Here is a 19535-nt window from a genome sequence, read left to right as displayed (position 1 = left end):
GGGCAGAGAAATGAAGATAAAAGATTTAGCTAATGAGATCATTTGTGGAGGAGCTAAAAATAAAGTGCAAGATATCTATATTTTGCCATATGTAGAAGATTTTAAGGTTTATTTTCGTACAGGTAAAAGACGAACATTCCAAAAATCGATCTCCCTTGAGATTGGCCAACAATTGATCGCTAGTTTTAAGTACCTAGGACAAATGGATATCGGTGAAAGAAGAAAAGCACAACTAGGCTCACTGACTTATTTAGTGGATCAACGAAAGATAAGGCTAAGACTCTCATCAGTAGGTGATTATTTACAAAGAGAGAGCTTGGTTATCCGGATACTCTATGCGTTGAGGGAGAAAAGTTTTCGCTGTTTTGTCCCCAAAGACTTGCAAGTTATTGAGCGGAGTACGAACAACCGTGGATTATTTTTGTTTAGTGGGCCGGTCGGCTCTGGTAAAACGTCATTGATGTATCACCTTGCTCGTAGGAATGAAGAACAAGTAATCACGATCGAAGACCCAGTAGAAATTGAGGAGCCATTGTTTTTACAGTTACAAGTCAATGAAAAAATTGACCAGACTTATGATCAGCTATTAAAACTAGCCTTACGTCATCGTCCTGATTTATTGATTGTCGGTGAAATCAGAGATAAAAAGACAGCAGATGCAGCAATTCGAGCAGCATTGACGGGCCATCGTGTATTTGCTACGGTCCATGCACGAGATCTCAAGGGAACCTTGGCAAGGATGAAGGAACTAACGAACAACGATGGATTTGACGAATGTTTGTCCGGCATTGTCTATCAAGAGTTGCTGCCTGATTTCAATGAACAACCAACCGCATTGTGGTCTTATTGTTTTTCTGACAATGAAATCGAAAGAAAAGAATGGAGAGCTAGTTATGAAGAGGCACAAAAAAATGTTTGGCAATCCTATCCATTTTAAACCTATGGATCATACGCAACAAGCTCGTTTTATCCAAACGATCGGTGAATTACTCTTGAATGGCTTTAGTTTACAGCAAGCGATTGATTTATTGGAATTGCTTCGACTGATACCACAAGTTTATGTCCATTTCGCCAAAAGAAATCTTCAAGCTGGCGAATCTTTTCATTTTGTTCTTCAGCAATTGGGGTTTAAGCAAGAGCAACTCGTACAGGTGGAACTGGCAGAAGTCCATGGAAATTTAGTCGAAACTTTAAAGGGCATCGCTGAACAATTTCGATTGATTGAACAATTTCGGAAAGAATTAAAAAAGGTCATCAGTTATCCACTGGTATTGTTGGTCTTTTTAGTCGGCATTTTAGTTAGTCTACGTGAGTTCGTCTTGCCACAATTGCTTCAGACCGATATGGTCACCACGACACATTGGGGGATTCGACTGCTTCAATCAAGTCATTGGCTATTCTTAGGTGCCTTTGGTAGTAGTATTTTTTGTGGTTCAGTGATTTTTTTTCGCTTGAAAAAGTGGGAAGTTGTCAAAAGAAGTGAGTGGATCAGTAAGCAATGGATGATTGGAAAGATCTATCGTTCCTATCAATCAGCTTATCTAGCGCTAGAAATAGGCAAACTATTTTATGAAGGCCTCGACTTGAAACAAATTATTCGCTGTTTGAAAGAAACTAAAGAAGGAAGTTTGGTCCAGTCTTTAGCGTATCAATTAATGGAAGGGCTCGAACTAGGTATTCCTTTAGCGCAACAATTTGAGCAATACCGTTTTTTGACGACCGAGTTTAGTCAAATCGTACTACAAGGAGAAGCTAAAGGGAATTTAGGCAAAGAATTGTTGTTTTACAGTGATCTGACACGTAAAGAATTTTTTCAAAAGATCCATCGTTGGTTGCACTGGGTCCAACCAGTCCTTTTCTTAGGGATTGCTGTATTGATTTTACTGATTTATGCGGCTATCTTGTTGCCAGTATATGGAAATATTGAGGAGGTCCTAATATGAAGAATAGAAAAAGAATGACTCGTCTAAAAGGTTTTACACTGATTGAAATGTTGATTGTCTTACTCGTCATTAGTGCGTTGGTTTTACTATTTATCCCAAATATTTCTCGTTATCGTGATCATGTCAATAAGGAAGGTCGTGAAGCAGTCATGCAACTGATTGATGCTCAAAGTGAACTTTACGCATTACAAAACGACGGGAAAATTCCAAGTATTGATGAGCTGTTACGAGAAGGATATATCAAACAGGAACATGCCGATGCGTATCGCAAGAACTAACAAATACCTCATCGAAGCTTACACTTTAGCAGAAACAATCACTGTCTTGATTTTTTCCCTTTTTTTCTTTATCTTTCCTGTCCTCTCATTCCATTCTTTAGAAAAAGAACAATCGATCCATCGTTTTTTTGATCAGTTGGAAAAAAGGATCGATCTCGTACAACAAAGTGCGATTATCCATCAACAAGCTACTCGTTTTTATTATGATCCAAAACGCCATAGTCTTTTATTTGAGGTGCCTCCTTACTCATCAATGGAGTGGCAAGAGTTGCCGATCCCTGAAGCTTTGACCATCCAACGTCATGCACCGATTACTTATGCAGCGAAGACAGGGAACGAAAGCTCGTTGAAGGCATATGAATTTTATTGGCCAGAAAAGAAACAAAGAATCATTTACCAATTCCAACTAGGAGGTGGTCGTTATATCAAAAGAATCCAATCAAGCTAGCTTTGTATTGCTTGAATCGCTAACCGCGCTAATGATCACAGCCATGAGTATTTATATTATGAGTTCTGGTAATTTATTCTTGGTCCAACAAGAACAAACCAAAGACCGAGAAATTCTTCTGTTGAGGACATTGTATGAAGACGTGAGAAACTATCGTAGGTATGGAGAGTTGCCGACAAGACCAGCGGAGTGGGAGCAGGGAACTACAGTAATCGATACGCAAAGTCAGCAAATAAAGAAAGTTTCAATCAGTGATGGAAATGAAGTGATCGTCATTGAACGGAAAAAATAAAGTATCTGCTTTTACAATGATTGAATGTTTGATTGCGTTACTTATTCTAAATACGATTCTTTTATCATTTGGTCTCTTCATTCGACAAAGCGAAAAGATGAATACATTTTTTCAAAAAGACGAACAAACAGAATGGTTGATTTTCTTAGCTCAATTCGAAAACGAACTTGCTTCAAGTCAACGTATTTCGATCATTGAGAATCGCTTATATTATCAAAACGAGAAAACGTTCGTCATAGAAGGCTATCAGCAAATGATCAGAAAACGTGGAACTACTGGTGGTCATCAGCCTATGCTGACAGGTGTTACGCGTGTCCAATTCAAAGAAGAAGATCAAGTGATTTTACTGCATGTCGAATTTATGAATGGAGATAACAAGTATGGTATTTGGACAAAGCAAAAAACATAAGCGTTTAAAAGGGAATGTGTTGTTTTCGACCTTGGCACTTTTTCTATTGTGTATATTCTTCATGCAAGGCTTACTTGAAAGTTATCGTCTGAAAATAGACAGTTATTTACGCATCAAAAAATATTACCAAGCAAAGATCATCAAGCAAATGTTTATGATGGAATCCAATCAGTTGGAAGAGCAAGGCAAAGGGGAGTATGATTACAATGTAGGCACGGTCCAGTATACAGTCAAACAGGACCTAGTGGTGCTAGTAATAACTGTTTCACCTTTCCGATTTGAATTTACAGAGCGAGTCATTGATACAGATAATACTACAGATTAAGAGGTTCCAAAGCAATAACCGTTCTTTTCTGTAATACAGCTGTTTTGAAGGCGTTGAATGTTCGCTATTTCACAAAGAAAAAGGATGAAAACGATTGAAATTTTAGCGATTGTTCGTTAGAATTAAACAGGTAAAATAATTGTTATAATATATCTAGAAATGAGGCGCACGATGTTACCAGAAAAAATGGAACAAGGGTTTGAGCAAAACCTGGAAGCTATTCAGCTTTTACAAAACGCATTGGGAACTTCTTTTTTAGAAGCTTATGTTGAAAATGCCGAAAATTTAAGAGACAACTATCAAGTACGTGTAGTAGATGGTGTACCAAATGAAAAGACAACCCAACAGATCTCAGAGCTTTATCAAAAACTGAGTGAATTATCATTTGAACCGGAAGAGTGGCGTCGTTTATCGCAGTTACTTTTGTTAAAGGGAAGTCAAACCGAGCACTTACAAGCAAACCATCAATTGACACCAGATAGTATTGGTTTCTTGTTTGTTTTCTTGATTGAACAACTATTTCCTGATCATAAAGAAAAAATCGGTGTCTTGGATATTTCAGCAGGAATGGGCAATTTGTTATTAACAGTTCTTTTAAACCTAAACATTGCTGGATACCATACAGAAGGTTTTGGTGTGGATATCGATGATACACTACTGTCTGTTGCGGCTTCTACAAGTGAGTTGACGCAAGCGAGTGTTCAATACTTTCACCAAGATGGATTACAAGACTTATTGATCGAACCAGTTGATGTCGCGATCAGTGACTTGCCAATCGGATTTTATCCGAATGATCAAAAAGCGCAAGACTTTTTGACAAGCGCGACAGAAGGTCACAGTTATGCTCATCATCTTTTATTGGAACAGGCAATGAAATACGTCAAGCCAGATGGTTTCGGTTTGTTCTTGATGCCAAGCAATTTCTTGGAGACAGAGCAAAGCGAGTACATTAAAAAATGGTTTAAAGAAGAAGGCTATCTTCAAGGTATGATCCAATTGCCGGATGAGTTGTTCCGAAATAAGCAATCACAAAAAAGTATTTTGATTTTACAGAAAAAAGGCGAACAAGCAAAACAAACCAAAGAAGTACTGCTTGTTAAACTTGATTCACTAAAAGAACCAGAGAAGGTGACGAAGTTTTTTAACGAATTTAAAAACTGGAAATCAGCTTCCTTATAACTATTTACCAAAAAGGAGAGTAACATGTCAAAAACAATTGCAATCAATGCTGGAAGTTCAAGTTTAAAATGGCAGTTATACCAAATGCCAGAAGAAACTGTAGTCGCTAAAGGAATCGTTGAAAGAATTGGATTAAATGATTCAATTTTTACAATCAAGTATGGTGAAGGCCAAAAATTTGAACAAATCTTAGATATTGATGATCATGAAGTTGCTGTAAAAATGTTATTGGATCAATTGATCGAATTAAATATTTTAGGCGCATATGATGAAATCACAGGTGTCGGACATCGTGTCGTTCACGGTGGAGAAACTTATGGTGACTCTGTAGTCATCGATGAAGAAGTAATGGCACGCATCCAAGAATTAGCAGAATTTGCACCATTGCATAATCCTGCCAACTTAATGGGAATCAAAGCATTTAAGAAAATTTTGCCAGATATCCAAAGTGTAGCTGTCTTTGATACGTCTTTCCATGCGACTATGCCGAAACACAATTACTTGTACAGCTTACCAATCGCTTACTACAAAGATTTTAAAGTGAGAAAATATGGGTTCCACGGAACAAGTCACCGTTATGTTTCTGAACGTGCGGCAGACATGTTAGGTAAGCCGATCGAAGACTTAAAAATCATTACTTGTCATTTAGGAAATGGTGCTTCGATTACTGCTGTTGACGGTGGTAAATCTGTTGATACATCAATGGGCTTCACGCCATTAGCTGGTGTAACGATGGGTACTCGTTCTGGTGATATCGATCCAGCGATCTTACCTTATCTAATGGAAAAATTATCGATCGATATCAATGAAATGGTTGATATCTTAAACAAAAAATCTGGTCTTTTAGGGTTAACAAATCTATCTAGTGATATGCGTGACCTTGAAAACAATTACGATAAAGAAGAGATCCGTTTGGCTTATGATGTATTTGTTGACCGTATCCGTAAATATATCGGTGGCTATGTAACAACAATGAACGGCGTTGACGCAATCGTATTTACTGCGGGTATCGGAGAAAACGATGGTCATGTGCGTAACGAAGTGATCAAAGGTATGACATGGTTTGGTTGTGAGATCGATCCAGAATTGAACAAATTACGTGGTGAAGAGTTAGACATCTCAACAAAAGACTCAAAAGTCAAAGTATTAGTCATCCCAACAGATGAAGAATTAATGATTGCACGTGATGTAGAACGCTTGCGTTAAGTTGCTTCAAATAAAGAAGTAATGGATGTTTGTCCGCGTGATTTGGATGACGCTAAGAAATTAGCCGGATTAATATAAAGTTTCTATAAAAAGAGAGTTGGACATTGTCCAGCTCTTTTTGGTTTTTTGCCTGACTTAAATCAGCTGAACGAAGCTAGAAGCAACGCCTAAGAAAAGTATATCTTCTAGTAATAGGAAAATAGAAGATATACTTTCATTCAAATCGCTGATTGTTTCATGTCGTGCTTCCTTGAATCAATTTCACTGGTAACACATAGTTGGATTCAAGTGGTTTCTCTGGATCCTGGATCCGTTGGAGCATTAGGTCGACTAAGATGTCAGCAATATCTGTAATTGGTTGTGCGATGGTCGAGAGCTGTGGGAAATAATTTTGAATCATTTTTGTTCCATCATACCCGATGATTTTTATTTCTTCAGGAATTTTAATATGCAACTCTTGACAGAGATTATAGGCTAAAATAGCAGTTAAATCGTCTGTACAAAATAAAGCATCAATTGTTTCCATTTCTAAAATCCGTTTGATCTCTAAATTTTTTAAAGCAGTTGAGCGGGCAGTAGAATGAAAATGAAACACGTGCGGCTCTAACTGGAATTCTTCCATAAATGCCAAATATCCATTCAATCGTTGATTGGTCGGTGAATTTGATTCTTGGGAGCCAGTTAAGATGGCAATGTTTCTGGCACCTTTTAAATAAAGGTTTTCGGTAGCTAAGTATCCACCACGTAAATTGTCACTACTGATAATTGGAATGCCTTCGGCTAAATAGCGGTCGAAGGAGACAATGGGTAGTTCAATATTTTCGTATTCTTGGATACCCAGATTATGTGCTCCAGCAAGGATACCATCTACTTTGTTTGCAGCTAGCATGTTGAGGTAGTTTCGTTCTTTTTCTTTATTGTTTGCACTATCGCATAATATTGAACGGTATCCTAAATCAAATAGTTTACTTTCTAATTGTTCGACTAATTCACCAAAGAAAGGGTTGGCAACTGTAGGAAAAATCAAGCCAATCAATTGGGTGTTTTTTCCTTGAAGAGAACGAGCCAATGAATTGGGTTGATAATTTAATTCTTTCATTGCTTGATTTACTTTATCGATTGTTTTTTGGCTCAATGAGCCGTAGTTATTGATGACACGTGATACAGTGGTTGGTGAGACTCCAGCCTTTTTGGCTACATCGGTTAATTTAACAACCATTTAACTTACCCTCTATTCATTCATTTTACGTAACTTCCAAAGCGTTCCTGAGAAGGCATGGTCACATTCGATCAAGAGTGTGGTCTGTTCGCTTGAAGGGAAAATTCGGGCAGTAGCCGTTTGTTTACCGTCATTGATAAAGATTTCGACTACAGAAATATCAACAAAGATTTGTAAAGACAAAGGTTCTTGTGAAATTGTAAATTCTCTTGTGACACCATAATCTTCTGCAAATACTTCTCCTGATAAGCTACGATCTATTTTCATTTTACCATGCCTGCGATCGAAAGAGAGGATCAATCCGTTATTTCCCATGGGATCACTACATAAATGAATTTTTCCACTTTGATTTTCTTTAAACTCTAAGTTGATTTCGTAGCGATTTTGCTCGGTATTTATCTGTGAGACTGATTGATTCAAAGAACATGGCGGATCAATCCGTAATTGACTCATTTCTTTTACAGGACGTTGATGGAGTGTCCCATTTTCGATCGTCAACTCTTTGACGATACTTAGACAATGAGCCCAGCCAAATGGATCAGTCGGATAACTGATTTCAGGCAACCCGATCCAACTAACTGCTAAGGCACGACCATCAGGAGCGTTGAATGCTTGAGTAGCATAAAGATCAAAGCCTTCGTCAAGATTTCTAAGGGTTGAAGGTTGGGTAAGTTGATTCGTTTCGATGTTATAGGCTTCTCCGATGATGTAAGCATTCGGGTATATATTTTGATACTCCAGATTAGACTGTTCTAAGCCTTGTGGACAAAAAAGCAATAGCGCTTTTCCGTCGATGAATACTAAGTTAGGACACTCGATCATAAATCCCATCGATTGTTGCGTAAATTGTAAAGGACCTGCGAAAGACCAAGTGTCTAGATCGGAACTACGGTAAACTAAAATTTCTCCTTGTTTATTTTGATTTTGTGCACCCAACAATAACAAATATTCGTCTTTATAAAAAATCACTTGAGGATCTCGAAATTCTTGTGTATAGCCGTAAGGTGGCTTAGAAATCAGTGGGGTGGTTAATTTTGATAGTTCGCCATTAGGTTGCATCCATGCACCCAACTGATACGAAGTGCGTGTCCAATTTTCATCACGGACATTGCCTGTATAGGCCAAAAATAATTTGTCATTAACCGGAAGTGCTGAACCGGAATAGACGCCATGACTATCATATGATGTGCTGGGCAGAAGTTTCAATCCTTCCTCTTGCCAATCGACTAAATTCTTAGAAGTCAAGTGGTACCAAGATTTTAACCCATGAACAGTGCCCATCGGATAAGCTTGGTAAAATAAGTGCCATTTGCCGTTGAAAAAAGAAAAACCATTTGGGTCGTTCAACAAACCAGAAGGTGGTTGAATGTGGTAATCCAAACGCCAAGGAGAATGAGCTACTTGTTCCTTTAACAGTGTTTGATACTCTTGAGGCCACGCCTGATAAGCTTGATAACGTAGTTGACGTGTCCATTTAAAATTATTATTCATAAGTACGACTCCTTGTAAACGTATTCTATTATAGAATAGCTCGAACCAACATTAATGTCAAACGTATATCATTATTGTTATTTGTATTATTTTATTACTGGTTATTTAATTTAAAAGATAAGCTTTATTTTTGATAAACGTTTGACAATTGTGAAGTGTCGTGGCATACTCAAGCTAGGATAACGGTTACAAAAAATTGATGTTTAGATTATATAGGGGGGACAAAAAGTGGATTATAAAAAAGTGGCAAAAGAAATCAATGACGCACTAGGGGAAAATAATATCCAAGCTGCCGCACATTGTGCAACTCGTTTGCGTTTAGTATTAAAAGATCAAGCGAAAGTGAATCAAAAGGCACTAGATGCCATTGATGAAGTAAAAGGAACCTTTGAAGCAAACCATCAATTCCAAATCATTATAGGCGCAGGTGATGTGAATAACGTTTACGACGAACTTATACAGCTGACCGGTACAAAAGAAGCATCGACTGACGATTTGAAAGCGGTAGCACAATCAGGGAAGAAACAGAATCCTTTTATGTCCTTGATCAAAGTACTGTCTGATATATTCGTACCAATTGTTCCTGCTTTAGTCGCAGGTGGGTTATTGATGGCAATCAATAATGTTTTGACCGCACAAGATCTATTCGGACCACAATCAGTGATTGAGATGTATCCTAATTTAAAAGATGTGACTAGCATTATTAATTTACTGGCTTCTGCTCCATTTGCATTTCTCCCGATCCTAGTAGGTTTTTCAGCAACGCGAAGATTTGGTGGCAATCCTTATCTAGGAGCAGCAATGGCAATGGCGATGGTGATGCCGGAGCTGGTCAATGGGTACAGCGTAGCAAATGCTGTGGCAGAAGGAACAATGCCTTATTGGAATATTTTTGGGTTAAACATTGCTCAAGCAGGTTACCAAGGATCGGTCTTACCAGTTTTAGCTGTTTCATGGATTTTGGCGAATTTAGAGAAATTCTTCCATAAACGTTTACTTAATGCATTTGATTATACATTTACACCGATGTTAGCCATTATCATTACAGGTTTTTTGACATTCGTTGTGGTTGGTCCAGTGATGCAAGCAGTCGGAGACAGCTTAACAGCAGGGTTGAGTTGGTTGTATCAAACAACTGGAGCAATCGGATTAGGGATTTTTGGTTTGTTCTATTCACCAATCGTGATCACTGGTCTTCATCAAAGTTTTCCAGCAATTGAAACATCTTTATTGGCTGATGTGGCTCGAACGGGAGGAACATTTATTTTCCCAGTTGCTTCAATGGCAAACGTTGGACAGGGTGCAGCAACACTTGCCATCATGTTATTGACTAAAAATACAAAGCAAAAAAGTTTAGCAACTTCTGCTAGCATCTCTGCTTTACTAGGAATTACAGAGCCAGCAATTTTTGGTGTCAATCTAAAATTAAAGTTTCCATTTATTTGTGGAATGATTGCTGCCGGGATCTCCTCCATGTTCATCGGTTTTTTCCATGTACTTGCTATTGCTTTAGGTCCCGCCAGCGTCATCGGCTTTATTTCAATTACGCCTAATCAGATTCCTTTTTTCATGATAGGTATCCTGATCAGTTTACTCGTTGGTTTCACTACAACATATCTTTATGGGAAAAAACATGCATACCTACTTGCTAGTGAAGAACCGGAAACAGCAGATGTACCGAGTGTTGCAAAAGAGGAGGAACGTGTGATAGAAGAAGTGATCGTCGCTCCTGTTTCTGGTAAACTGATATCACTGCAGACAGTGGAAGATCCTGTATTTTCTAAAGAGATGATGGGGAAAGGAATAGCAATCAGACCAACGGAAGGACTTTTATTTGCTCCAGCCGATGGTGAACTGACTGTTGTTTATGAATCGAAACATGCCTATGGGTTGAAAACAGATGCTGGTGGAGAAATTTTGATCCATATAGGTATTGATACAGTTGAATTAAATGGTCAAGGGTTTTCGACAGAATTTCAGGTAGGAGATAAGGTAAAGAAAGGCCAGCTGTTGGGAAGATTTGATCAGCAAAAGCTCAAGCAGGCCGGTTATGATGATACGGTAATGGTGATTATTACCAATTCTTTGTCGTATGAATCAATTACTCCTGTTACAGAAGGCACAGTAGATAGCAAAGAAAGATTGCTCATGCTACGTTCAAAGACAGAATCTAACTAATAAAAAGCATTGAGAAATAAAAATTTCTCAATGCTTTTTATGAAATAATCACTTATCTTCTTTTTTTGGTAATTGATTTTCTAAGTTTGTACGTACGACTAGAACATCACATGCTGCATTGCGAATAACGTATTCTGAAACAGAACCGATAAATAGACGTTCGACTGCGTTGAGTCCAGTTGCACCTAAAAGGATCAAGTCCACTTCATGGTCTTCAGGGATTTCTTTAGCAATGATATGCTTTGGAGAACCGTATTCTACCACAGTTGTCACTTGATGTAATCCAGCTTTTTTAGCTTTCGTCTCATAATCGGCTAGTGTTTGCTTGGCCATTTCTGTTGCTTGTTCTGCCAACATGCCATCAAAGGATGAAACAGTTTGGAAAGATCGTGTGTCAATGACATGAGCTAATAAAAGCTCGCTGTTATTTCTTAAAGCAACGTTTACTGCTTTTTTAAACGCTAATTCGGCTTCTTCAGAACCGTCGACCGCAACCATGATTTTTCTATATTGTTGTAACATCAGCATTCACTCCTTCAAAAAAGATACTTGGTTTACAATTCTATTGTAAAGCAAATTCAAAGAAATGAGAATTATTTACTGTCAGGTTTCGTCATTTTTTTGGCAAAACCGATGCTGAAGACAGAGGCAACAACGATTACGATGACTAAATAAAGTAATGCAAAAAACCGATGATTGATTGCTACGACAACGAGTCCTAGAAGTCCTAAAAACGCGTAGATCGAACCGAAAATACTTAGAAAATCTTGATTCTTTTTATTCTGTTCGATAAGAACGAAAAAAATCGTTTGTTTTTTAAATAAGTAATAACTGACAAATAATAGCAATAAGGCGGCAATCGCCATCAATAAACGAATCATTGTATCCACTCCTACTTTTTCTAAAACCAATCATACCATAAAAGAGGCAGCACCGATAAATCGGTACTGCCTCTTAATAGGTAAAAAAATGGTAATCTCCGTTAATGCCGTTGTTTGTCCTGTAGTATTGATCCCGCGAATTCAAGCAGGTGGGTCCCATGGTCGTCGCATCGAACTACCAAATGATAAGGCATGTTACCAGCTGTGACACAAGACAGGTCCCAAGATATCAATAAAAATGTTCGGTCAACACACAAAGAGGACAATTCGAACATCACAGATTTCCCACTTCTATAGTAGCACATGGATTTAAAAAGAGCAATGTGGGCGCTCAATAATTTTGAACGCTTTCAATGACGGTAGTTATTGTGTTTTTTTCTGCCATTCTTTAATGCGCTGATATTGCTGTCCTAAGGCTTGTTCGTACTTCCCAGTATTTTTAGGTTGATAATACTGTGTATGTTTCAGTTTATCAGGTAGATATTGTTGATCGACCCAAGCATTTTCGTAGCTATGAGGATATTGATAGTCTACACCTCGATTCAATGACTTGGCACCTTGATAATGGCTATCTTTTAAGTGATCAGGAACTTCGCCCGCTTTTCCTGCTCTTATGTCTGCAATGGCTGTATCTAATGCGGTATAGGCAGAATTTGATTTGGGTGAAAGGCAAAGATCGACGACTGCATCAGCTAAAGGGATACGTCCTTCTGGTAAACCTAAACGTTCGGCAGCTAGCACAGCGTTGACTGTTCGAGCCGCAGCAGCAGGGTTGCCTAACCCAATATCTTCGTAACCGATCACCATCAAGCGACGACAAATACTTGCTAAATCCCCAGCTTCGACTAAACGTGCCAAGTAGTGTAATGCAGCATCCACGTCGCTCCCACGAATGGATTTTTGAAAGGCGGAGATCACATCATAGTGAGCATCCCCATTTTTATCATGCGTCAATGCTTTTCGCTGGATACACTCTTCAATAATAGCAAGGGTGAGATGAATTGTGCCGTCTTCTTGCTTTTTAGTGGAACGTACAGCAAGTTCCAAGCCATTAAGTGCGCTTCTCAAATCGCCGTTAGTGGCGCGAGATAAATGAAGCAAGGCATTTTCATCTATTTTGATGGATGATTCTCCTAAGCCATTTTCTTTATCGGACAATGCACGATGAATGGCTAATTGGATATCTTCTTCGTCTAAAGGTTTTACCTCAAAAATCTGTGTCCGACTACGGATTGCTGGATTAATAGTGATATAAGGATTTTCAGTGGTTGCCCCAATCAAGATGATACGACCGTTTTCTAAATGCGGAAGTAAAAAATCTTGCTTTGTTTTATCTAATCGATGGACTTCATCAAGTAAAAGAATCACAGTACCGCTCATTCTAGCTTCTTCGGCGACAACTTGTAGATCTTTTTTAGAATCAGTCGCGGCATTCAACATCCGAAAGGCAAAATTAGTTGAGCCAGCAATGGCACTAGCGATACTTGTCTTTCCTGTGCCGGGTGGTCCATATAAAATCATGGAAGATAACATTTCTGCATCAACCATGCGGCGAATGATTTTACCTTCACCAACTAAATGGCGTTGGCCAACGACTTCATCGATATTTTTCGGACGCATCCGATAGGCTAATGGTTGTTGCATCAGTCTGCCTCCTTTGGATTATTCGTTCGTTTATTATAACATATCTCATAGGATAAAGGGCGCAAAAGGCGGAGGAATCGTCAGAATAGGGCGAGAAGCTAGAAATAGGTTTCTCTAGCTCAGCAATGGCAATCGCCAACTTTCTGACCCGCTTTTTTCATAGCTTCTTTGCCTAATATTGTGTATGATAAAGGTGGTGAAGCAAATGACAAATCAAAAACAATTAGATGAACTTTTATTAAATAAAACAACGGCAGAAGTGGCAAAAGATTTACTAGGAATGTATCTGGAATATGAAACACCAAATGGACGCTTAGGTGGCTATATCGTAGATGCAGAAGCTTATTTAGGTCCGGAAGATCTGGCTGCTCACAGTTATGGTATGCGGCGTACGCCTCGAGTGCGTGCGATGTATGAAGAACCAGGAACAATCTATCTCTACACAATGCACACCCACTTGATCTTAAATATCATCACACAACCCGAAGGAGTACCACAAGGGGTGATGATCCGGGCCATTGAGCCGGTTGAAGGGATTGAGCAAATGAGCCTGAATCGCAAAGGGAAGGCGGGTCCTGATATTAGTAATGGTCCGGGGAAATTAGTGGCAGCCTTAGGTCTATCACCAGATTTATATGGACAGTCGATTCGTGATAGCTCGTTGCGTTTGGTTTTTGAGAAAAAACGGCTACCAAAAAAAATATTGGCGTTGCCTAGAATCGGTATACCGAATAAAGGAGAATGGACGGAAAAACCATTGCGTTTTGTCGTTGCTGGAAATCCGTATCTTTCATTACAAAAAAAGAACCAAGTCGATGAAGACTGGGGTTGGAGGAAACAAAATGAAGAAAACAACAATATTGGATTACCTTGATACAGCCATTGAAAAGAAGATCACAGACTATGATGTGGCGTTAGATTGGGACACAAAAAACCATACGATTGAGATCGTGGTACGTTTATTTGCAGAAAATCAGGCACATTTTGAATTAGATGATGCCCAAGGTGTTGTCTCGGAAGAAGAAATCATTGAATTTGAAGATGGTGTCTTATTATTCAACCCAGAAAAATCTACATTTGATGAGCAAGATTATCTGGCAGTGATCCCTTATGAAGGAAAGAAAGGGTTAGCGAGTTCTGTAGCCGATGCACTGATCGACTACTTGAATGATGTATTAGCACAAGGTCAAAGTGATCTTTTAGATTTTTTAGATGCAGAAGACGAAACAGCTGTCTTTGAATTGAAATGGGACAACCATGTGTTCACACGTTTAGTCGAAGAAAAACAACAAAATGAAAAAGATGGATATCTACCCTATCCCAGCTATTAAGGAGCAACGTATATGAAATGGAATGAAGTCAAAATCGAAACGGCGAGTGAAGCGGTTGAAGCAGTCGCAAATATTTTAATGGAAGCAGGAGCGAGTGGTGTCGCGATCGAAGATTCATTGGACGTCGAAAATTTTAAATCTGATCCTTATGGAGAAATCCTGACAAAAGAAGATTTTACAACGATTGAAGAGGGGGCCATCGTGATGGCTTATTTCCCTGAAACGATCTTTTTACCGGAAATTTTACCTTTTATCAAAGAACGTGTGACAAAATTACCCGAATTTGGATTAGCGATCGGTAAGAACATTGTGACGGTGAGTGAAGTCGAAGAAAGCAATTGGGCAACGGCTTGGAAAAAATATTATCATCCGGTTCGGATCACACGTCTACTAACTGTCGTACCAAGTTGGGAAAGTTACCAAACGAATGATCCATTAGAAAAAATCATTACATTAGATCCAGGGATGGCGTTTGGAACAGGTACGCATCCAACGACTTCTTTGACATTACAAGCACTGGAGTCGACCTTGCGAGGTGGAGAAACGCTTTTAGATGTCGGTACTGGTTCCGGAGTGTTGAGTATTGCGGCGAAGCATTTAGGGGCAAAAGAAGTCTATGCGTATGATCTCGATGAAGTGGCTGTGCGTTCAGCAAAAGAAAATATGGATCTAAATGAGGTAGCCAAAGATGTGCATGTGTCGGCCAATGACCTATTAAAAAGTATTGAGATCGAGAGTGATGTGATCGTAGCTAATATTTTGGCAGATATCATTTTGTTGATGATCCCTGATGCGTGGCGTTTACTAAAACAAACTGGGACGTTGATCGTTTCTGGAATCATTGAAGAGAAGAAAGAAATGGTTCTCGCAGCGATGGAAGAACAAGGTTTTGTTGTCGATCAAGTGTTCCAACAAAAAGATTGGTATGCCATTATGCTAAAAAAACCTGAGGTGGATTAAATGCAACGATATTTTCTAGATGAACCTTATCGACCACAAGAACGTTTTGTAATAGAAGGTGAAGCCTATCACCATATGGTAAGAGTCATGCGAATGGCAGTGAAAGATCAGGTCTATTTAGCATTTAACGACCAAATCGCGATCATTGCAGAAATCAATGAAATGAACGAGAATGAAGTTTTCTTAGTCGAAGTGGCGAAAGAAAGTGTTCAAAAAGAATTACCCTGCAAGTTCACGATTGCTAGCGGATATCCTAAAGGGGATAAGTTGGATTGGATCGTACAAAAAGGGACAGAGCTAGGCGCTCACGGGTTTGTGGGATTTCCGGCTGCGGCTTCTGTCGTCAAATGGGATGCCAAAAAACGCAAAAAGCGACAAGAACGATTGGTCAAGATTGCACAGGAAGCGGCGGAACAGTCGCATCGCCAAGTCGTACCGCAAGTATCTTTAATGGAGACAGAAAAGGAATTTTATGAGACGCTCAGTTCGTATGATGTCCTTCTGATTGCATATGAAGAATCAGCAAAACAAGGGGAAGCCGCTAATTTAGCCAAAATACTTCAATCTGTTTTACCAGGTACTCGGATCCTTGCAGTGTTTGGCCCAGAAGGCGGATTATCACCACAAGAAGTCGCTCATTTTGAATCACAAGGTGGCATTCCTTGTGGTCTTGGTCCAAGAATCCTACGAACAGAAACTGCACCATTGTATTTGCTAAGTGCCGCCAGTTTTCAGCTTGAATTACAAGCACCTAGCAAGTAATAGGTGAGAGAATCGTTAGGGATAACGATTCTCTACAAAACAAATGAATGACTTTTTCTGTTTTCTTGATCCCTCAAAGTGAAGGGGGCATTTTTCCTTTTGTACGGAATTGAAAATCATTGACACAATCGGTATAATAAGAACAATTATTTAATCCTAAGCTATAAAAAAATGCTTTCTCACGATAAGAAATATCTGTTTTGATTATGAATAGAAAGGGGGATGTTTCCCATGCCAAAAGAAGAAATATTAACAGGGCCTGACGTCATTAAGATGGTTAGCCAATACATGGGACCTGAACATGTCGCTTTTGTGCAAAAAGCATGTGACTACGCGACCACTGCCCACGAAGGACAGTTTCGTAAATCAGGAGAACCTTATATCATCCATCCGATCCAAGTTGCAGGGATTCTTGCAGATCTCCGAATGGACCCCCACACGGTTGCCACTGGTTTTTTACATGATGTGGTAGAAGATACAGAAGTAACCTTAGAAGATTTAAGAGAAGCCTTCGGGAACGACGTGGCAATGTTGGTGGACGGAGTGACGAAGTTAGGGAAAATCAAATATAAATCCCACGAAGAACAACTAGCGGAAAATCACCGCAAAATGTTATTAGCTATGGCTCAAGATTTACGTGTAATCATGGTGAAGTTAGCCGATCGTTTACATAACATGCGTACGTTAAAGCATTTGCGGGAAGATAAGCAACGACGCATTGCGCAAGAAACATTGGAAATATACGCACCGCTTGCTCATCGTTTAGGGATCAGTCGAATCAAATGGGAATTAGAGGATACGGCGCTGCGTTATCTCAATCCAAAGCAATATTATCGAATCGTCCACTTGATGCAAACAAAACGAGAAGAACGTGAAAATTATGTCAGTGGTACAGTGGAGGATATCCGTTTAGCAACGGAAGAATTGGGGATTTTTGCAGAGATCTATGGCCGTCCGAAGCACATCTATTCGATTTACCGTAAGATGAAAGATCAAAAGAAGCAGTTCAATGAAATCTATGATCTACTAGCGATTCGAGTGATCGTAGATTCGATCAAGGATTGTTATGCAGTACTAGGAGCGATCCATACGAAATGGAAACCCATGCCAGGTAGATTCAAAGATTATATCGCGATGCCTAAAGCGAATATGTATCAATCGTTGCATACAACTGTTATCGGACCAGCAGGCAACCCTGTCGAGATCCAGATCCGAACCCAAGAAATGCACGAAATCGCTGAGTTTGGGGTAGCTGCTCACTGGGCGTATAAAGAAGGAAAAGGCGACAAAGTTGAACCTGATGGGATGACAAAACAGTTAAGTTGGTTCCATGAGATCATCGAATTGCAAGATGAAAGTTACGATGCTTCTGAATTCATGGAGGGAGTGAAGGGCGATATCTTTAGTGATAAAGTCTATGTGTTCACTCCAAAAGGCGATGTGACTGAGCTTCCTAAAGGATCAGGACCGTTAGACTTTGCTTATAGCATCCATACAGATATCGGGAACAAAACGACTGGTGCTAAAATCAATGGGAAAATGGTCCAATTAGATTACAAATTGAAGAATGGTGATATTATCGAGATTCTGACTTCGCCAAATTCATTTGGACCAAGTCGTGATTGGCTGAAATTAGTAGCTACTAGTAAAGCGAGAAATAAAATCAAGCGTTTCTTCAAAGGACAAGATCGAGACGAGAATGTGACGAAGGGTCATGAAGCTTTAGTGAAGTGTATTACAGATCTTGGCTTTGTACCAAAGGAGATCCTTTCAAAAAATAAATTACATGACGCATTAGAACGTTTGAATTTCCAAACAGAAGAAGACATGTATGCCGCGATTGGTTATGGCGAAGTAAGTCCATTGACGATGGCTAATCGCTTGACTGAAAAAGAGCGGAAAGAACAAAAAATCGAGCAACAAAAACAAGAAGCAGAAGAGTTGATGAATCAACCTAAAAAAGAGCCTGAAAAAATGAAGGTTCGTCATGAAGGTGGCGTCGTCATCCAAGGTGTTGAAAACTTGTTGATCCGGATCAGCCGTTGTTGTAATCCTGTACCAGGGGATGACATCGTGGGCTATATCACCAAAGGACGTGGTATCTCGATCCATCGCAAAGACTGTCCGAATGTCCAACCGGATAAACCAAATGTGGAAGAACGGTTGATCGACGTTGAATGGGAAGACACTTCAAATACGAACAAAGAGTATGATGCTGATTTAGAGATCTATGGCTATAATCGTTCTGGCATGTTAAATGACGTCTTGCAGACAGTGAATGCGATGACTAAAAATCTGAACAGTGTCGAAGCACGAACGAATAAAGACAAAATGGCGACGATCCATTTGACAGTAGGGATACGCAACTTGTCACACTTGAAAAGTATTGTCGATAAAATCAAGACCGTACCGGATGTATATAGCGTACGCCGGATGAATGGCTAGGAGGTAGTACCTTGCGCGCAGTGATCCAACGAGTGAGTCAAGCAGCTGTGTCGATCAACGAACGAGAAGTGGGTCGTATCGATCATGGCTTGTTGATTTTGCTAGGTGTTCATGAGACAGATACGCAAACAGACGTCGATTATTTGATCAAAAAAATTGCCCAGATGCGTATCTTTGAAGATGAACAAGGAAAAATGAATTTAAGTATTGAAGATGTCAAAGGAGCGCTGTTGAGTATTTCTCAGTTCACTCTTTTTGCAGACACAAAAAAAGGCAATCGACCAAGTTTTATCGCAGCAGCACGTCCGGAAACAGCGATTCCTTTATACGAAGCCTTTAACGAAGGGCTAAGACAACGAGGAATAACCGTTGAAACAGGAGAATTTGGTGCAGATATGGCGGTTTCTCTTGTGAATGATGGCCCAGTGACGATCATTATTGATTCTCAAAACAAATGAAAAATAAAAAGATTAGTCTGATTTTGATGGAGTTTCTCAAAATCAGCCTTTTTTTGTTTACTTTATTCCTAATTTTAGAATGCGCT

General features: G+C 39.3%; 21 protein-coding genes and 1 other RNA gene. 16 read left to right on the top strand and 6 right to left on the bottom strand.

Annotated features, from left to right (window positions below; translation table 11 throughout):
* The first annotated feature begins 10 nt into the window (after positions 1 to 10).
* The 9 genes from comGA to IGJ00_RS13695 all read left to right on the top strand — a co-directional run bounded on the left by comGA (position 11) and on the right by IGJ00_RS13695 (position 6080).
* On the top strand, positions 11 to 937 hold the full coding sequence (gene comGA, locus IGJ00_RS13735) for a competence type IV pilus ATPase ComGA (protein ID WP_086335201.1): 927 nt from the start codon (positions 11 to 13) through the stop codon (positions 935 to 937).
* Positions 894 to 1943, top strand: a complete 1050-nt coding sequence (comGB, locus tag IGJ00_RS13730) for a competence type IV pilus assembly protein ComGB (protein WP_438844535.1) — start codon at positions 894 to 896, stop codon at positions 1941 to 1943. Before comGA ends, comGB begins: the two co-directional genes overlap by 44 nt.
* On the top strand, positions 1940 to 2221 hold the full coding sequence (gene comGC, locus IGJ00_RS13725) for a competence type IV pilus major pilin ComGC (RefSeq protein WP_115358307.1): 282 nt from the start codon (positions 1940 to 1942) through the stop codon (positions 2219 to 2221). Before comGB ends, comGC begins: the two co-directional genes overlap by 4 nt.
* Positions 2202 to 2669: a competence type IV pilus minor pilin ComGD gene (comGD, locus tag IGJ00_RS13720; RefSeq protein WP_438844534.1), complete on the top strand. Its 468-nt coding sequence runs from the start codon at positions 2202 to 2204 to the stop codon at positions 2667 to 2669. The genes comGC and comGD overlap by 20 nt, the downstream gene beginning before the upstream one ends.
* 58 nt (positions 2670 to 2727) lie before the next feature.
* Positions 2728 to 2961 (top strand): hypothetical protein, encoded by a 234-nt coding sequence (locus IGJ00_RS13715; protein WP_071867715.1) that lies wholly within the window; start codon positions 2728 to 2730, stop codon positions 2959 to 2961.
* Positions 2945 to 3370: a competence type IV pilus minor pilin ComGF gene (comGF, locus tag IGJ00_RS13710; protein WP_254905439.1), complete on the top strand. Its 426-nt coding sequence runs from the start codon at positions 2945 to 2947 to the stop codon at positions 3368 to 3370. Before IGJ00_RS13715 ends, comGF begins: the two co-directional genes overlap by 17 nt.
* Positions 3342 to 3695, top strand: coding sequence for a competence type IV pilus minor pilin ComGG (gene comGG, locus IGJ00_RS13705; RefSeq protein WP_086335200.1), 354 nt, complete (start codon positions 3342 to 3344; stop codon positions 3693 to 3695). Before comGF ends, comGG begins: the two co-directional genes overlap by 29 nt.
* A 171-nt stretch (positions 3696 to 3866) precedes the next feature.
* Positions 3867 to 4874, top strand: coding sequence for a class I SAM-dependent methyltransferase (locus IGJ00_RS13700; protein ID WP_086335199.1), 1008 nt, complete (start codon positions 3867 to 3869; stop codon positions 4872 to 4874).
* 24 nt (positions 4875 to 4898) lie between these two features.
* Positions 4899 to 6080: an acetate/propionate family kinase gene (locus tag IGJ00_RS13695; protein ID WP_438844533.1), complete on the top strand. Its 1182-nt coding sequence runs from the start codon at positions 4899 to 4901 to the stop codon at positions 6078 to 6080.
* Positions 6081 to 6315: 235 nt separating this feature from the next.
* Here the strand turns inward: IGJ00_RS13695 and IGJ00_RS13690 are convergent, their stop codons facing one another.
* Together IGJ00_RS13690 and IGJ00_RS13685 are read right to left on the bottom strand one after the other, a co-directional pair.
* Positions 6316 to 7299 carry a LacI family DNA-binding transcriptional regulator gene (locus IGJ00_RS13690; protein WP_071867717.1) on the bottom strand — a complete coding sequence of 328 codons (984 nt, stop codon included), beginning with the start codon at positions 7297 to 7299 and terminating at the stop codon, positions 6316 to 6318.
* A gap of 12 nt (positions 7300 to 7311) precedes the next feature.
* Positions 7312 to 8790, bottom strand: a complete 1479-nt coding sequence (locus IGJ00_RS13685; protein WP_438844532.1) for a sucrose-6-phosphate hydrolase — start codon at positions 8788 to 8790, stop codon at positions 7312 to 7314.
* Positions 8791 to 9018: 228 nt separating this feature from the next.
* On the opposite strand from IGJ00_RS13685, the gene IGJ00_RS13680 reads away from it, so the two are divergent.
* On the top strand, positions 9019 to 10968 hold the full coding sequence (locus tag IGJ00_RS13680) for a sucrose-specific PTS transporter subunit IIBC (protein WP_071867719.1): 1950 nt from the start codon (positions 9019 to 9021) through the stop codon (positions 10966 to 10968).
* A gap of 48 nt (positions 10969 to 11016) precedes the next feature.
* Here the strand turns inward: IGJ00_RS13680 and IGJ00_RS13675 are convergent, their stop codons facing one another.
* From IGJ00_RS13675 to IGJ00_RS13660, 4 genes are all read right to left on the bottom strand, one after another.
* On the bottom strand, positions 11017 to 11490 hold the full coding sequence (locus IGJ00_RS13675; RefSeq protein WP_438844531.1) for a universal stress protein: 474 nt from the start codon (positions 11488 to 11490) through the stop codon (positions 11017 to 11019).
* A 71-nt stretch (positions 11491 to 11561) separates the two neighbouring features.
* The gene (locus IGJ00_RS13670; RefSeq protein WP_071867720.1) at positions 11562 to 11849 is read right to left on the bottom strand and encodes a hypothetical protein; all 288 of its coding nucleotides are present in this window, start codon (positions 11847 to 11849) and stop codon (positions 11562 to 11564) included.
* A 91-nt stretch (positions 11850 to 11940) separates the two neighbouring features.
* A non-coding RNA gene (gene ssrS / locus IGJ00_RS13665) (6S RNA) lies at positions 11941 to 12135 on the bottom strand.
* A 77-nt stretch (positions 12136 to 12212) separates the two neighbouring features.
* Positions 12213 to 13493, bottom strand: a complete 1281-nt coding sequence (locus IGJ00_RS13660) for a replication-associated recombination protein A (protein ID WP_010734217.1) — start codon at positions 13491 to 13493, stop codon at positions 12213 to 12215.
* A 205-nt stretch (positions 13494 to 13698) separates the two neighbouring features.
* Here IGJ00_RS13660 and IGJ00_RS13655 point away from each other — a divergent pair, with 205 nt between their 5' ends.
* From IGJ00_RS13655 to dtd, 6 genes are all read left to right on the top strand, one after another.
* Positions 13699 to 14367, top strand: coding sequence for a DNA-3-methyladenine glycosylase (locus IGJ00_RS13655; protein ID WP_023520430.1), 669 nt, complete (start codon positions 13699 to 13701; stop codon positions 14365 to 14367).
* The gene (locus IGJ00_RS13650; protein WP_272018087.1) at positions 14336 to 14824 is read left to right on the top strand and encodes a DUF3013 family protein; all 489 of its coding nucleotides are present in this window, start codon (positions 14336 to 14338) and stop codon (positions 14822 to 14824) included. The genes IGJ00_RS13655 and IGJ00_RS13650 overlap by 32 nt, the downstream gene beginning before the upstream one ends.
* A 12-nt stretch (positions 14825 to 14836) precedes the next feature.
* A complete protein-coding gene (prmA, locus tag IGJ00_RS13645; protein WP_438844530.1) occupies positions 14837 to 15784 on the top strand; it encodes a 50S ribosomal protein L11 methyltransferase in 948 nt (315 codons plus the stop codon).
* Positions 15785 to 16546 carry a 16S rRNA (uracil(1498)-N(3))-methyltransferase gene (locus IGJ00_RS13640; RefSeq protein WP_438844529.1) on the top strand — a complete coding sequence of 254 codons (762 nt, stop codon included), beginning with the start codon at positions 15785 to 15787 and terminating at the stop codon, positions 16544 to 16546.
* A 231-nt stretch (positions 16547 to 16777) separates the two neighbouring features.
* The gene (locus IGJ00_RS13635; RefSeq protein WP_071867724.1) at positions 16778 to 18991 is read left to right on the top strand and encodes a RelA/SpoT family protein; all 2214 of its coding nucleotides are present in this window, start codon (positions 16778 to 16780) and stop codon (positions 18989 to 18991) included.
* A gap of 11 nt (positions 18992 to 19002) precedes the next feature.
* Entirely contained in the window at positions 19003 to 19449 is a 447-nt protein-coding gene (gene dtd, locus IGJ00_RS13630) for a D-aminoacyl-tRNA deacylase (protein ID WP_071867725.1), read from the top strand.
* Positions 19450 to 19535: the final 86 nt, after the last annotated feature.

It is taken from the genome of Enterococcus sp. AZ062 (genome assembly GCF_051715065.1).
GTDB lineage: Bacteria > Bacillota > Bacilli > Lactobacillales > Enterococcaceae > Enterococcus_B > Enterococcus_B mundtii.
Note: the sequence above shows the minus strand (reverse complement) of the source record. Positions and strands in the feature narration are given on the sequence as shown.